The sequence below is a fragment of the Streptomyces sp. NBC_00554 genome (assembly GCF_041431135.1).
GTDB lineage: Bacteria > Actinomycetota > Actinomycetes > Streptomycetales > Streptomycetaceae > Streptomyces.
The window spans coordinates 1-15,552 of sequence record NZ_CP107799.1 but is presented as its reverse complement, the minus strand read 5'-3'; the positions used below and the strand labels follow the sequence as shown (position 1 = coordinate 15,552).

Here is a 15,552-nt window from a genome sequence, read left to right as displayed (position 1 = left end):
GGCACCTGGACGGCCGCGCGGCCGCGGCCGCCGCCGCGCACCGCCGGCGGCAAGCGGCCCAAGCGATTGAAGGAGTTCCCATGCGCATCGCGGTGACAGGGTCTATCGCCACCGACCATCTGATGGTTTTCCCCGGGCGGTTCGCGGACCAGCTGCTGCCCGACCAGCTCGCCCACCTCTCGCTCTCCTTCCTCGTCGACGGGCTCGAGGTGCGCCGGGGCGGCGTCGCTGCCAACATCGCCTTCGGGCTCGGCGGCTTCTCACTGTCGCCCCTGCTGGTCGGGGCGGTCGGCACGGACTTCGCCGAGTACGAGGTGTGGCTCAAGGAGCACGGCGTCGACACCGGGGGAGTGCGCGTCTGCGCCGAACAGCAGACGGCCCGCTTCATGTGCATCGCCGACCAGGACGCCAACCAGATCGCCGCCTTCTACGCGGGCGCGATGACCCAGGCGCACGACATCGGCCTGAGCGCACTTTTCACCGGCCCCGAACGCCCCGGCCTGGTCCTCATCTCGCCCAACGACCCATCCGCGATGCTGCGCCACACCGCCGAGTGCCGGGCCCTGGGCATCCCCTTCGCGGCCGACCCCTCGCAGCAGCTGGCCCGCCTGGACGGCGGCCAGGTCCGTGCCCTGGTGGACGGCGCCGCCTGGCTGTTCACCAACGAGTACGAGGCCGCGCTGCTGAAGGAGCGCACCGGCTGGAGCCATCAGGAGGTCCTCGCGGCCGCCGGCACCTGGGTCACCACCCTGGGCGGCAAGGGCGTACGGGCCGAACGCGCCGGACAGCCCCCGCTCGTCGTCCCCGCGGTCCCCGACACCCGGGTGGCCGACCCGACCGGTGCCGGCGACGCCTTCCGCGCCGGTTTCCTGGCCGCCGTCAGCCACGGGGTGCCGCTGGAGCCCGCGGCCCGGCTGGGCTGCGCGCTGGCCTCGGTGGTCCTGGGCGTGGTCGGCTCACAGGCCCACCGCATCGACCTGGCGCAGCTGGCCGGCATCGTCGAGCGGACCTACGGCCCCGGCGCGGCCGAGGCGCTCGCGTCCGTCCTGGGAGCACAGTCGTGACCGCCGGTGACCGGGCCCGTATCGCCGCGCTCCGCGAGGCACTCGCCACCCGTGTGGTGGTCGCCGACGGGGCGATGGGCACCATGCTCCAGGAACAGGAGCCGTCCCTGGAGGACTTCGAGCAGCTCGAGGGCTGCAACGAGATCCTCAATGTCACCCGCCCCGACATCGTGCGCGCGGTGCACGAGGAGTACTTCTCCGTGGGCGTGGACTGCGTCGAGACGAACACCTTCGGCTCGAACCACTCGGCGGCCGGCGAGTACGACATCGCCGACCGGATCTTCGAACTGTCCGAGTCGGGCGCCCGGATCGCCCGCGAGGTTGCCGACGAGTTCGGCGCCAAGGACGGCCGCCAGCGCTGGGTCCTCGGCTCGATCGGCCCGGGCACCAAGCTGCCCTCGCTCGGTCACATCGCGTACGACGTACTGCGCGACGGCTACCAGCAGAACGCCGAGGGCCTGCTCGCCGGTGGCGCGGACGCGCTGATCGTGGAGACCACGCAGGACCTGCTGCAGACCAAGTCCAGCCTGGTCGGTGCGCGCCGTGCGATGGAGGCGCTGGGTCTGGAAGTGCCGCTGATCTGTTCGCTCGCCTTCGAGACCACCGGCGTCATGCTGCTCGGCTCGGAGATCGGTGCGGCGCTGACCGCGCTGGAGCCGCTCGGTATCGACCTGATCGGCCTGAACTGCTCGACCGGCCCGGCCGAGATGAGCGAGCACCTGCGCTACCTGGCCCGCCACTCCCGCACCCCGCTGCTGTGCATGCCGAACGCGGGCCTGCCCATCCTCACCAAGGACGGCGCCCACTTCCCGCTCGACCCCCAGGGACTGGCCGACGCGCAGGAGCACTTCGTCCGCGACTACGGCCTGAACCTGGTCGGCGGCTGCTGCGGCACGACCCCCGAGCACCTGCGCCAGCTCGTGGAGCGGGTCCGCCAGGCCACGCCCACCGAGCGCAACCCCCAGCCCGAGCCGGGCGCCGCCTCCCTCTACCAGACGGTCCCGTTCCGCCAGGACACCGCCTATATGGCGATCGGTGAGCGGACGAACGCCAACGGGTCGAAGAAGTTCCGGGAGGCGATGCTGGAGGGCCGCTGGGACGACTGCGTGGAGATGGCCCGCGACCAGATCCGCGAGGGCGCCCACATGCTCGACCTCTGTGTCGACTACGTGGGCCGCGACGGCGTCGCCGACATGAAGGAACTGGCCGGCCGCTTCGCCACCGCCTCCACCCTCCCGCTCGTCCTGGACTCCACCGAAGTCCCGGTCATCCGGGCCGGTTTGGAGAAGCTGGGCGGCCGTGCGGTCATCAACTCCGTCAACTACGAGGACGGTGACGGCCCCGAGTCCCGCTTCGCGAAGGTCACCCGCCTCGCCCAGGAGCACGGCGCCGCGCTCATCGCGCTGACCATCGACGAGGAGGGACAGGCCCGCACCGTCGAGCACAAGGTCGCGATCGCCGAGCGGCTGATCGCCGACCTGACGACCAACTGGGGTATCCACGAGTCGGACATCCTCATCGACACCCTGACCTTCACGATCTGCACCGGCCAGGAAGAATCGAGGGGCGACGGCATTGCGACGATCGGGGCGATCCGCGAGCTGAAGCGGCGTCACCCCGACGTCCAGACCACGCTGGGCCTCTCCAACATCTCCTTCGGCCTGAACCCGGCCGCCCGCGTGCTGCTCAACTCGGTCTTCCTGGACGAGTGCGTGAAGGCGGGCCTGGACTCGGCGATCGTGCACGCGAGCAAGATCCTGCCGATCGCGCGGTTCACCGAGGAGGAGGTGCAGACGGCCCTCGACCTGGTCTACGACCGCCGCGCGGAGGGTTATGACCCGCTGCAGAAGCTGATGGCTTTGTTCGAGGGCGCTACCACCAAGTCCCGGACGGCGGGCCGCGCCGAGGAGCTGGCCGCCCTCCCGCTGGACGAGCGCCTCAAGCGGCGCATCATCGACGGCGAGAAGAACGGCCTGGAGGCCGATCTCGCCGAGGCCCTGCAGAGCCGCCCCGCCCTGGACATCGTCAACGACACACTCCTGGACGGCATGAAGGTGGTCGGCGAGCTGTTCGGCTCCGGCCAGATGCAGCTGCCGTTCGTGCTCCAGTCCGCCGAGGTGATGAAGACCGCGGTGGCCTATCTGGAGCCGCACATGGAGAAGTCCGACGCGGAGGGCAAGGGCACCATCGTGCTGGCCACGGTGCGCGGCGACGTCCACGACATCGGCAAGAACCTGGTCGACATCATCCTGTCGAACAACGGCTACAACGTGGTCAACCTCGGGATCAAGCAGCCGGTCTCGGCGATCCTGGACGCCGCGCAGGAGCACCGGGCCGACGTGATCGGCATGTCCGGGCTGCTGGTCAAGTCCACGGTGATCATGAAGGAGAACCTCCAGGAGCTCAACTCCCGCGGCCTGGCGGCCAATTACCCGGTCATCCTCGGCGGCGCCGCTCTCACCCGCGCCTACGTCGAGCAGGACCTGTACGAGATCTACGAGGGCGAAGTCCGCTACGCCCGCGACGCGTTCGAGGGCCTGCGCCTCATGGACGCGCTCATCGCGGTCAAGCGGGGCGTCCCCGGAGCCGTGCTGCCCGAACTCAAGCAACGCCGGGTCAGGCCGGCCGCGCGGGCCCTCGAGGTCGAGGAGCGCCCCGAACAGGGGCACGTCCGCTCCGACGTCGCCGTCGACCACCCGGTGCCCGCCCCGCCGTTCTGGGGCACCCGCGTCATCAGGGGCATCCCGCTCAAGGAGTACGCCTCCTGGCTCGACGAGGGCGCCCTGTTCAAGGGCCAGTGGGGCCTGAAGCAGACCCGCGCCGGCGGCGGACCGACGTACGAGGAACTCCTGGAGAGCGAGGGCCGGCCCCGGCTGCGCGGCTGGCTGGACAAGCTGCAGACCGGCAACCTGCTGGAAGCGGCCGTCGTGCACGGCTACTTCCGTGCCGTGTCCAAGGGCGACGACCTGATCCTGCTGGACGAGAACGGCTCCGAACTGACCCGCTTCACCTTCCCGCGCCAGCGCCGCGGCCGCCGGCTGTGCCTGGCGGACTTCTTCCGGCCGCAGGAGTCCGGCGAGACCGACGTCGTCGGCCTCCAGATCGTCACCGTCGGCTCCCGGATCGGCGAGGAGACCGCCAAGCTGTTCGAGGCCGACGCCTACCGCGACTACCTCGAACTGCACGGCCTGTCCGTGCAGTTGGCCGAGGCGCTCGCCGAGTACTGGCACGCCCGGGTGCGCTCCGAACTCGGCATCGCCGGGGCCGATCCGGGCTCGCTGGACGGCATGTTCCGTACCGAGTACCAGGGCTGCCGCTACTCCCTGGGCTACCCGGCCTGCCCCGACCTGGAGGACCGCGCCAAGATCGCCGCCCTGCTGGGGCCGGAGCGCATCGGCGTCCACCTGTCCGAGGAGTTCCAGCTGCACCCCGAGCAGTCCACCGACGCGATCGTCCTGCACCACCCCGAGGCCAGCTACTTCAACGCCGGAGGCCGGCCATGACCACACTGCGCGACACCCTCGACGCGGGGACCCCCTCGTTCTCCTTCGAGTTCTTCCCGCCGAAGACGGCCAGGGGGGAGCGGACACTGTGGGAGGCGATCCGCCGGATCGAGCCGCTGGCACCGGCGTTCGTCTCGGTCACCTACGGGGCCGGCGGCTCCTCCCGGGACCGCACCGTGGAGGTGACCAAACGGATCGCGGCCGAGACGACCCTGCGCCCTGTCGCCCATCTGACCGCGGTCGGCCACTCGGCGGCGGAGCTGCGCCGCATCATCGGCCAGTACGCCGACGCCGGCGTCCGGGACGTCCTGGCCCTGCGCGGCGACCCGCCCGGCGACCCGAACGCCCCCTGGATCCCGCACCCCGACGGCTTCACCCACGCCCATGAACTGGTGCGTCTGGTCAAGGAGTCGGGGGAGTTCAGCGTCGGTGTGGCGGCCTTCCCGGAGCGTCATCCGCGCTCGGCCGACTGGGACAGCGAGATCCGGCACTTCGTCGCCAAGTGCCGGGCGGGCGCCGACTACGCGGTCACCCAGATGTTCTTCGACGTCGAGGACTACCTGCGGCTGCGCGACAAGGTGGCCGCCGCGGGCTGCGACACCCCGATCATCCCGGAGATCATGCCGGCCACCGACGTCCGCCAGATCGCCCGCTTCGCCCAGCTCAGCGGCGCCGCCTTCCCCGAGGACCTGGCCCACCGCCTGGACGCCGTGCGCGACCGCCCCGCGGACGGCCACCGCATCGGCGTCGAGTACGCCACCGCGATGGCCCGGCGGCTCCTGGCCGAAGGCGCCCCCGGGCTGCACTACATCACGCTGAACCGCTCGACGGCGACGCTCGAAATCCACCGCGACGTGACGAACTCAAGGAGTGCCCCGCATGCCCTCGCAGCCCAGCGCTGACTTCACGGACTTCAAGGTCGCCGACCTCTCCCTGGCCGCGTTCGGCCGCAAGGAGATCACCCTCGCCGAGCACGAGATGCCCGGCCTGATGGCGATCCGCAAGGAGTACGCCGAGGCGCAGCCCCTGGCGGGTGCCCGGATCACGGGCTCGCTGCACATGACCGTGCAGACCGCCGTCCTCATCGAGACGCTGCTCGCCCTGGGCGCCGAGGTCCGCTGGGTCTCCTGCAACATCTTCTCCACCCAGGACCACGCCGCCGCCGCCGTCGCGGTCGGCCCGCACGGCACGCCCGACAACCCGCAGGGCGTCCCGGTCTTCGCCTGGAAGGGCGAGAGCCTCAAGGAGTACTGGTGGTGCACCGAGCAGGCCCTGACCTGGCCCGGGCACGCCGGCCCGAACATGATCCTCGACGACGGCGGTGACGCCACCGTCCTGGTCCACCAGGGCGTCGAGTACCACAAGAGACGGCGAGGTGCCGGCCGTCGACACCGCCGAGTCCGACGAGCACCGCGTCGTTCTCGAGCTCCTCACCCGCACCATCACCGAGGGCTCGCAGAAGTGGACCCAGCTCGCCTCCCAGATCCGCGGCGTGACCGAGGAGACCACCACCGGCGTGCACCGCCTGTACGAGATGCACCGCGACGGGGCCCTGCTGTTCCCGGCGATCAACGTGAACGACGCGGTGACGAAGTCGAAGTTCGACAACAAGTACGGCTGCCGGCATTCGCTGATCGACGGCATCAACCGCGCGACCGATGTCCTGATCGGTGGCAAGACGGCGGTCGTGTTCGGGTACGGCGATGTGGGCAAGGGCTGTGCGGAGTCGCTGCGCGGGCAGGGCGCCCGGGTCATCGTCACCGAGATCGACCCGATCTGCGCGCTGCAGGCGGCGATGGACGGCTACCAGGTCACGACGCTCGACGAGGTCGTCGAAGTGGCGGACATCTTCGTCACCACGACGGGCAACAAGGACATCATCATGGCCGCCGACATGGCCCGGATGAAGCACCAGGCGATCGTGGGGAACATCGGCCACTTCGACAACGAGATCGACATGGCGGGCCTGGCGCAGGTCGAGGGCATCGTCAAGGACGAGGTCAAGCCGCAGGTCCACACCTGGACGTTCCCCGACGGCAAGGTCCTCATCGTGCTGTCCGAGGGCCGCCTGCTGAACCTGGGCAACGCCACCGGTCACCCCTCGTTCGTGATGTCCAACTCGTTCGCGGACCAGACGCTGGCCCAGATCGAGCTGTTCACCAAGCCCGAGGAGTACCCGACCGACGTGTACGTGCTGCCCAAGCACCTGGACGAGAAGGTCGCCCGCCTCCACCTGGACGCGCTCGGCGTGAAGCTGACGACGCTGCGCCCGGAGCAGGCCTCCTACCTCGGCATCGAAGTCGAGGGCCCGTACAAGTCGGACCACTACCGCTACTGAGTTCCCCGCCGAGCAGCGGTACCACCGCTCGGCGTACGGATGTCAGCAGGCCCTCGCCGTCACGGCGGGGGCCTGTCCCCGATGAGGACCTGAACCCCCATGCCCCGCGGCCGCTATTCGCTCCATGATCCGCACGATCACACCCCCCTCGCCGAAGAACACTTCCACTGCGCGCCCGGCCCCTCCGGCTGGCGCTACGTCTCCCAACTCACCACCCCCTCCGGCGACCATGCCGGCTCCGTCGACCTCGCGCTCGACGACCTCGGCCGCCCCATCCGCCTTGAACTGAACGCCGCGAGCTGGCAGATCCGCGGCGCCGCGCTCGACGGCGTCACCTGGGTCCGCACCGACCCCACCGGCACGCAGGCCACCGAAGGCAACGTCCGCGCCCACGCCTTCACCGGCTCGTCCCCGGCGTTCCTCATCGCCACCGCACGTCTCCTTCGCCTCACCCCTTCCACCCCCGCCTCCGCGACCCGCGTACGCCTCGTCGCCTTCACCGACCCGGTCCTCGCCCCGCGCACCCTCGACCAGTCCTGGGCCTTGATCTCGAGAGAAACACACGCCACTGACAACGGCCCCCTGACCGTGGACGAATACCAGGTCACAGCCCTGGACACCGGTGAACAGCACGCCGTACACATCGCGGGAGACGTGGTGCTCGCGGCACCCGGCATCGAACTGGAACACCTCGAATCGCCCCCGTCGGTCTTCGCCTGACGAGACGTCGGCGCCGTTCGCCGCTCGGCGCCGACACCGGTGGTTATGCGGGCGGCGCGAAGCCGGTCGAGGGACGGTCGGCCTGGTCCTGCTGCGGTGCGGCGGGCGGCGGTGGGACAGGCAGCGGTGCGATGTTCTGCGGCGACTGCGGCGTCGGCGATGCCTGTGGTGACGGGGCTCCCGGAATCGCCGGCGGATAGGGGTAGATGCCTGGTTGCACCGGCGCAGGTCCGACCGCGCCCGGCATCGCCATCACCGGTCCACCCGGGCCCCCATGGCCGCCCATGGCGACGCCACCGCCAAAGGATCGCCGAGCCTCCCGCGCCTGCCGCTCCTGAACCACGGCCGCCAGATACGCGGCCGGCGGGACCCCGTGCGGCGCCGGAGTCCCCGTACGGGTGGCCAGATCCATCGCGAGCCGCTCCGCCATCGCCCCACCGACCTGCGGATCCAGCTGCTGCATACGCGTCAGGTACTGCCGGATGGCCAACCACAAGCCGTCCGGAACCGCGGACAGATCAAGCTCGGAGAATCGCCCCGCCAGCCAGGGCGGCGGTGGAGGCACGAAAGACGTGCGGCCGGCCGGAATCCTTTCCCGTACGACAAGGGTCCCCGCGAACACGTCACCCAGCCGCCGCCCGCGCGCCGACACGAGCGAGGCGATGCACGCGATGACCCCGAACGTCATCAGAAGCTCGACCACACCGACGGCACCGCGCACCAGCGCATGCCGGAACCGGATCGGCCCGCCGTCGTCCCGCACCACCCGCAGCCCGAACGCCAGCTTCCCCAGCGAACGCCCGTGGCTGAGTGTCTCCACCGCGATCGGCCCGCCCACCAGCACGAGCAGGAAAGCCGCGATCGAGACCGCGACCTGCGCCGCTTCGTCCAGCGCAGCCGTCGCGGCCACCAAGCCGATGGTCACGAGGACGTAGACGGTCATCGTCACGACCAGGTCCAGCAAGACGGCCAGGGCCCGGCTCGGCAGTTTCGCGGGGCGCAGCTCCAGCGCCACCGCCTCGCCCGTCACTAGCTCACTCACGCTTGCCGTCCTTCCCCTGACCTGCCTCGAGAACGGCCAGTCTGCCAAGCTGAGGGCACATCGCGCCGCAGTACGACAAGCTGACACTTACGACGAGCAGCCGAGGAGCAGCCAACCAGATGGACCTCGACGTCTTCGTGTCCGCCCACCGCGCCGAGTGGGACAGGCTCGACGCACTGATCCGCCGCCAACGCCGCCTCACCGGGGCCGAGGCCGACGAACTCGTCGCCCTGTACCAACGCACCGCCACCCACCTCTCCCTGATCCAGTCCAGCGCCCCGGACCCTCAGCTGATGGGCCGCCTCAGTCAACTGGTGGCACGCGCGCGTAGTGCAGTGACAGGCACCCGCCGCGCCTCCTGGCGCGATGTCACCCGATTCCTGACGCACGGCTTCCCGGCAGCGGTCTACCGCTCGCGCCACTGGTGGGTTCCCACCGCTCTCCTGTCCACCCTGGTCGCGGCCCTACTGGGATGGTGGATCGGTACGCACCCCGAGGTCCAGTCCTCGATCGCGGCGCCCAGCGACCTGCGCGAGCTCACTCGCCCCGGTGGCCAGTACGAGACCTACTACTCCAGCCACCCGGCCGCGTCCTTCGCGGCCCAGGTGTGGACGAACAACGCCCAGGCCGCCGCGATGTGCCTGGTCCTGGGCGTCTTCCTGGGCCTGCCGGTCATCTGGATCCTCTTCGAGAACATGCTCAACCTTGGTGTCGGCATAGGCCTGATGTCCTCGGCCGGCCGCCTCGACACCTTCCTGGGCCTCGTCCTCCCACACGGCCTCCTGGAATTGACGGCCGTCTTCGTTGCCGCCGGCACAGGTCTGCGACTGGGCTGGACCCTGATCGACCCGGGTCCCCGTCCCCGTCGCACGGCACTCGCCGAAGAAGGCCGAGCCGCCCTGGGCATGGCAATAGGCCTGGCCCTGATCCTCTTTGTCTCAGGCGCCATCGAAGGCTTCGTCACACCGTCCGGACTCCCCACCTGGGCCCGTATAGGCATCGGAATCGCGGCTGAACTGGCCTTCCTCGCGTACGTCTATGTACTGGGCGGTCGTGCGGCACGCGCCGGTGAAACCGGCGACGTCGACGAGGCCGAGCGCAGCGCCGTCCTCCCGACGGCTGCCTGATGTGCGACCCCCCTCGCTGACCTGCTAGTCTCCTCTTCGCCCCACAAGAACCGTTGACACGGAACGAGCGGGGAGGTAGATTCGAACAGTTGCCTAGAACTGGACAGCTCCAGTGGCAGCGGTTAGGGTCTGCCTGCTTCTGGAAACGTCGTTTTCCGAGAGGCCCCTCCCGATGATTCAGAAATGGATGCCGGTCAGTCCGGCCCAAAACCTCTGATAAAGTCGGAACCGCCGGAAAGGGAAACGCGAAAGCGGAAACCTGGAAAGCACCGAGGAAATCGGATCGGGAAACGGTCTGATAGAGTCGGAAACGCAAGACCGAAGGGAAACTGCCCGGAGGAAAGCCTGAGAGAGTCTCTCGGGTGAGTACAAAGGAAGCGTCCGTTCCTTGAGAACTCAACAGCGTGCCAAAAATCAACGCCAAGTTTGTTGATACCCCGTCTCCAGTCATCATGGCTGGGACGAGGTTCCTTTGAAGTAAAACATCAGCGAGGACGCTGTGGACCGTGGGGATTATTCCTCCCTTCGGTTCCGCTCTCGTGGTGTCGTCCCGATTACGGGAAAACATTCACGGAGAGTTTGATCCTGGCTCAGGACGAACGCTGGCGGCGTGCTTAACACATGCAAGTCGAACGATGAAGCCCTTCGGGGTGGATTAGTGGCGAACGGGTGAGTAACACGTGGGCAATCTGCCCTTCACTCTGGGACAAGCCCTGGAAACGGGGTCTAATACCGGATAACACTCCTGCCCGCATGGGTGGGGGTTAAAAGCTCCGGCGGTGAAGGATGAGCCCGCGGCCTATCAGCTTGTTGGTGAGGTAGTGGCTCACCAAGGCGACGACGGGTAGCCGGCCTGAGAGGGCGACCGGCCACACTGGGACTGAGACACGGCCCAGACTCCTACGGGAGGCAGCAGTGGGGAATATTGCACAATGGGCGAAAGCCTGATGCAGCGACGCCGCGTGAGGGATGACGGCCTTCGGGTTGTAAACCTCTTTCAGCAGGGAAGAAGCGAAAGTGACGGTACCTGCAGAAGAAGCGCCGGCTAACTACGTGCCAGCAGCCGCGGTAATACGTAGGGCGCAAGCGTTGTCCGGAATTATTGGGCGTAAAGAGCTCGTAGGCGGCTTGTCGCGTCGGTTGTGAAAGCCCGGGGCTTAACCCCGGGTCTGCAGTCGATACGGGCAGGCTAGAGTGTGGTAGGGGAGATCGGAATTCCTGGTGTAGCGGTGAAATGCGCAGATATCAGGAGGAACACCGGTGGCGAAGGCGGATCTCTGGGCCATTACTGACGCTGAGGAGCGAAAGCGTGGGGAGCGAACAGGATTAGATACCCTGGTAGTCCACGCCGTAAACGGTGGGAACTAGGTGTTGGCGACATTCCACGTCGTCGGTGCCGCAGCTAACGCATTAAGTTCCCCGCCTGGGGAGTACGGCCGCAAGGCTAAAACTCAAAGGAATTGACGGGGGCCCGCACAAGCAGCGGAGCATGTGGCTTAATTCGACGCAACGCGAAGAACCTTACCAAGGCTTGACATACGCCGGAAAGCATCAGAGATGGTGCCCCCCTTGTGGTCGGTGTACAGGTGGTGCATGGCTGTCGTCAGCTCGTGTCGTGAGATGTTGGGTTAAGTCCCGCAACGAGCGCAACCCTTGTTCTGTGTTGCCAGCATGCCCTTCGGGGTGATGGGGACTCACAGGAGACTGCCGGGGTCAACTCGGAGGAAGGTGGGGACGACGTCAAGTCATCATGCCCCTTATGTCTTGGGCTGCACACGTGCTACAATGGCAGGTACAATGAGCTGCGATGCCGCGAGGCGGAGCGAATCTCAAAAAGCCTGTCTCAGTTCGGATTGGGGTCTGCAACTCGACCCCATGAAGTCGGAGTTGCTAGTAATCGCAGATCAGCATTGCTGCGGTGAATACGTTCCCGGGCCTTGTACACACCGCCCGTCACGTCACGAAAGTCGGTAACACCCGAAGCCGGTGGCCCAACCCCCTTGTGGGGAGGGAGCTGTCGAAGGTGGGACTGGCGATTGGGACGAAGTCGTAACAAGGTAGCCGTACCGGAAGGTGCGGCTGGATCACCTCCTTTCTAAGGAGCATCTAGGCCGCCAGGCATTGTCTGGTGGTCCAGGGCCAGTACATCGGCGTACGTCCGGTGCTGGTTGCTCATGGGTGGAACGTTGATTATTCGGCACTCTCAGTCATCTCGGGCTGCAAGTACTGTCCTTCGGGGCGTGGAAAGCTGATCATGAGTGGCGAGGGTGCCGGGCACGCTGTTGGGTGTCTGAAGGTACGGGCTGTTCGAGCTTGTTTCTTCAGTGCCGGCCCCAGTGAACTCGCCCGTGAGGGTGGGGTGGTGGGTGGTTGGTCGTTGTTTGAGAACTGCACAGTGGACGCGAGCATCTGTGGCCAAGTTTTTAAGGGCGCACGGTGGATGCCTTGGCACCAGGAACCGATGAAGGACGTGGGAGGCCACGATAGTCCCCGGGGAGCCGTCAACCAGGCTTTGATCCGGGGGTTTCCGAATGGGGAAACCCGGCAGTCGTCATGGGCTGTCACCCATACCTGAACACATAGGGTATGTGGAGGGAACGCGGGGAAGTGAAACATCTCAGTACCCGCAGGAAGAGAAAACAACCGTGATTCCGGGAGTAGTGGCGAGCGAAACTGGATGAGGCTAAACCATATGCGTGTGAGACCCGGCAGGGGTTGCGTATATGGGGTTGTGGGATTTCTCTTTCACGGTCTGCCGATCGTGAGACGAGTCAGAAACCGTTGATGTAGGCGAAGGACATGCGAAAGGTCCGGCGTAGAGGGTAAGACCCCCGTAGTCGAAACGTCAACGGCTCGTTTGAGAAACACCCAAGTAGCACGGGGCCCGAGAAATCCCGTGTGAATCTGGCGGGACCACCCGCTAAGCCTAAATATTCCCTGGTGACCGATAGCGGATAGTACCGTGAGGGAATGGTGAAAAGTACCGCGGGAGCGGAGTGAAATAGTACCTGAAACCGTGTGCCTACAAGCCGTGGGAGCGTCGGAGTGCATGCTTGCATGCACTCTCGTGACTGCGTGCCTTTTGAAGAATGAGCCTGCGAGTTTGCGGTGTGTTGCGAGGTTAACCCGTGTGGGGAAGCCGTAGCGAAAGCGAGTCCGAATAGGGCGATTTAGTAGCGCGCTCAAGACCCGAAGCGGAGTGATCTAGCCATGGGCAGGTTGAAGCGGCTGTAAGAGGTCGTGGAGGACCGAACCCACCAGGGTTGAAAACCTGGGGGATGACCTGTGGTTAGGGGTGAAAGGCCAATCAAACTCCGTGATAGCTGGTTCTCCCCGAAATGCATTTAGGTGCAGCGTCGTGTGTTTCTTGCCGGAGGTAGAGCACTGGATAGGCGATGGGCCCTACCGGGTTACTGACCTTAGCCAAACTCCGAATGCCGGTAAGTGAGAGCACGGCAGTGAGACTGTGGGGGATAAGCTCCATGGTCGAGAGGGAAACAGCCCAGAGCATCGACTAAGGCCCCTAAGCGTACGCTAAGTGGGAAAGGATGTGGAGTCGCACAGACAACCAGGAGGTTGGCTTAGAAGCAGCCACCCTTGAAAGAGTGCGTAATAGCTCACTGGTCTAGTGATTCCGCGCCGACAATGTAGCGGGGCTCAAGCGTACCGCCGAAGTCGTGTCATTCCAGCACATACCCCCAACGGGGGCTGGGATGGGTAGGGGAGCGTCGTGTGCCGGGTGAAGCCGCAGCGGAAGCTAGTGGTGGACGGTTCACGAGTGAGAATGCAGGCATGAGTAGCGATACACACGTGAGAAACGTGTGCGCCGATTGACTAAGGGTTCCTGGGTCAAGCTGATCTGCCCAGGGTAAGTCGGGACCTAAGGCGAGGCCGACAGGCGTAGTCGATGGATAACCGGTTGATATTCCGGTACCCGCTGTGAAGCGTCAAACATTGAATCCAGTAATGCTAAGCCCGTGAAGCCGTCCTGATCTCTTCGGAGTTGAGGGAAGTGGTGGAGCCGGTGACCCGAGCTGGTAGTAGGTGAGTGATGGGGTGACGCAGGAAGGTAGTCCATCCCGGGCGGTGGTTGTCCCGGGGTAAGGGTGTAGGCCGTGTGATCCAGGTAAATCCGTACAGCACATTAAGGCTGAGACCTGATGCCGAGCCGATTGTGGTGAAGTGGATGATCCTATGCTGTCGAGAAAAGCCTCTAGCGAGTTTCATGGCGGCCCGTACCCTAAACCGACTCAGGTGGTCAGGTAGAGAATACCGAGGCGTTCGGGTGAACTATGGTTAAGGAACTCGGCAAAATGCCCCCGTAACTTCGGGAGAAGGGGGGCCATCACCGGTGATAGCACTTGCTGCTTGAGCTGGGGGTGGCCGCAGAGACCAGCGAGAAGCGACTGTTTACTAAAAACACAGGTCCGTGCGAAGCCGTAAGGCGATGTATACGGACTGACGCCTGCCCGGTGCTGGAACGTTAAGGGGACCGGTTAGTGCACTCTTCGGGGTGGCGAAGCTGAGAACTTAAGCGCCAGTAAACGGCGGTGGTAACTATAACCATCCTAAGGTAGCGAAATTCCTTGTCGGGTAAGTTCCGACCTGCACGAATGGCGTAACGACTTCTCGACTGTCTCAACCATAGGCCCGGTGAAATTGCACTACGAGTAAAGATGCTCGTTTCGCGCAGCAGGACGGAAAGACCCCGGGACCTTTACTATAGTTTGATATTGGTGTTCGGTTCGGCTTGTGTAGGATAGCTGGGAGACTGTGAAGCTTGAGCGCCAGCTCAGGTGGAGTCGTCGTTGAAATACCAGTCTGGTCGTGCTGGATGTCTAACCTGGGTCCGTGATCCGGATCAGGGACAGTGTCTGATGGGTAGTTTAACTGGGGCGGTTGCCTCCTAAAGAGTAACGGAGGCGCCCAAAGGTTCCCTCAGCCTGGTTGGTAATCAGGTGTTGAGTGTAAGTGCACAAGGGAGCTTGACTGTGAGACCGACGGGTCGAGCAGGGACGAAAGTCGGGACTAGTGATCCGGCGGTGGCTTGTGGAAGCGCCGTCGCTCAACGGATAAAAGGTACCCCGGGGATAACAGGCTGATCTTCCCCAAGAGTCCATATCGACGGGATGGTTTGGCACCTCGATGTCGGCTCGTCGCATCCTGGGGCTGGAGTCGGTCCCAAGGGTTGGGCTGTTCGCCCATTAAAGCGGTACGCGAGCTGGGTTTAGAACGTCGTGAGACAGTTCGGTCCCTATCCGCTGCGCGCGCAGGAATATTGAGAAGGGCTGTCCCTAGTACGAGAGGACCGGGACGGACGAACCTCTGGTGTGCCAGTTGTCCTGCCAAGGGCATGGCTGGTTGGCTACGTTCGGGAGGGATAACCGCTGAAAGCATCTAAGCGGGAAGCCTGCTTCGAGATGAGTATTCCCACCCCCTTGAGGGGTTAAGGCTCCCAGTAGACGACTGGGTTGATAGGCCAGATGTGGAAGCCCAGTAATGGGCGAAGCTGACTGGTACTAATAGGCCGAGGGCTTGTCCTCAGTTGCTCGCGTCCACTGTGTTGGTTCTGAAACCACGAACAACCGTCGTAGCCATGCCACGGCTCCGGTTGACAAGTTTCACCGTGTTTCGGTGGTCATAGCGTGAGGGAAACGCCCGGTTACATTCCGAACCCGGAAGCTAAGCCTCACAGCGCCGATGGTACTGCAGGGGGGACCCTGTGGGAGAGTAGGACGCCGCCGAACTATCTTTAGAG

At 65.5% G+C, this 15,552-nt stretch carries 6 protein-coding genes, 3 rRNA genes and 1 pseudogene; 9 read left to right on the top strand and 1 reads right to left on the bottom strand.

What is annotated here, in order from left to right; translation table 11 throughout:
- Positions 1-80 precede the first annotated feature (80 nt).
- The 5 genes and pseudogenes from OG266_RS00050 (at position 81) to OG266_RS00030 (ending at position 7,625) form a co-directional block, all read left to right on the top strand.
- A complete protein-coding gene (locus OG266_RS00050) occupies positions 81-1,064 on the top strand; it encodes a carbohydrate kinase family protein (protein ID WP_371541156.1) in 984 nt (327 codons plus the stop codon).
- Positions 1,061-4,567, top strand: a complete 3,507-nt coding sequence (metH, locus tag OG266_RS00045; RefSeq protein ID WP_371541152.1) for a methionine synthase — start codon at positions 1,061-1,063, stop codon at positions 4,565-4,567. Before OG266_RS00050 ends, metH begins: the two co-directional genes overlap by 4 nt.
- On the top strand, positions 4,564-5,469 hold the full coding sequence (gene metF, locus OG266_RS00040) for a methylenetetrahydrofolate reductase [NAD(P)H] (protein ID WP_329543449.1): 906 nt from the start codon (positions 4,564-4,566) through the stop codon (positions 5,467-5,469). The genes metH and metF overlap by 4 nt, the downstream gene beginning before the upstream one ends.
- Positions 5,447-6,905, top strand: a pseudogene (gene ahcY, locus OG266_RS00035) (adenosylhomocysteinase). Before metF ends, ahcY begins: the two are co-directional and overlap by 23 nt.
- Before the next feature lie 99 nt (positions 6,906-7,004).
- A complete protein-coding gene (locus tag OG266_RS00030; RefSeq protein ID WP_371541150.1) occupies positions 7,005-7,625 on the top strand; it encodes a hypothetical protein in 621 nt (206 codons plus the stop codon).
- A gap of 43 nt (positions 7,626-7,668) precedes the next feature.
- On the opposite strand, the gene OG266_RS00025 is transcribed toward OG266_RS00030, so the two are convergent.
- On the bottom strand, positions 7,669-8,667 hold the full coding sequence (locus OG266_RS00025; RefSeq protein WP_371541148.1) for an RDD family protein: 999 nt from the start codon (positions 8,665-8,667) through the stop codon (positions 7,669-7,671).
- A gap of 119 nt (positions 8,668-8,786) precedes the next feature.
- Between OG266_RS00025 and OG266_RS00020 the strand changes: the two genes are divergently transcribed.
- The 4 genes from OG266_RS00020 to rrf all read left to right on the top strand — a co-directional run bounded on the left by OG266_RS00020 (position 8,787) and on the right by rrf (position 15,541).
- The gene (locus OG266_RS00020) at positions 8,787-9,794 is read left to right on the top strand and encodes a stage II sporulation protein M (RefSeq protein WP_266460695.1); all 1,008 of its coding nucleotides are present in this window, start codon (positions 8,787-8,789) and stop codon (positions 9,792-9,794) included.
- A gap of 567 nt (positions 9,795-10,361) precedes the next feature.
- Positions 10,362-11,889, top strand: a 16S ribosomal RNA gene (locus OG266_RS00015).
- 318 nt (positions 11,890-12,207) lie between these two features.
- Positions 12,208-15,337: ribosomal RNA gene (locus tag OG266_RS00010) — 23S ribosomal RNA — on the top strand.
- 87 nt (positions 15,338-15,424) lie between these two features.
- A 5S ribosomal RNA gene (gene rrf / locus OG266_RS00005) occupies positions 15,425-15,541 on the top strand.
- Together the 16S, 23S and 5S rRNA genes form the textbook arrangement of a ribosomal RNA operon.
- The last annotated feature ends 11 nt before the right edge of the window (positions 15,542-15,552 follow it).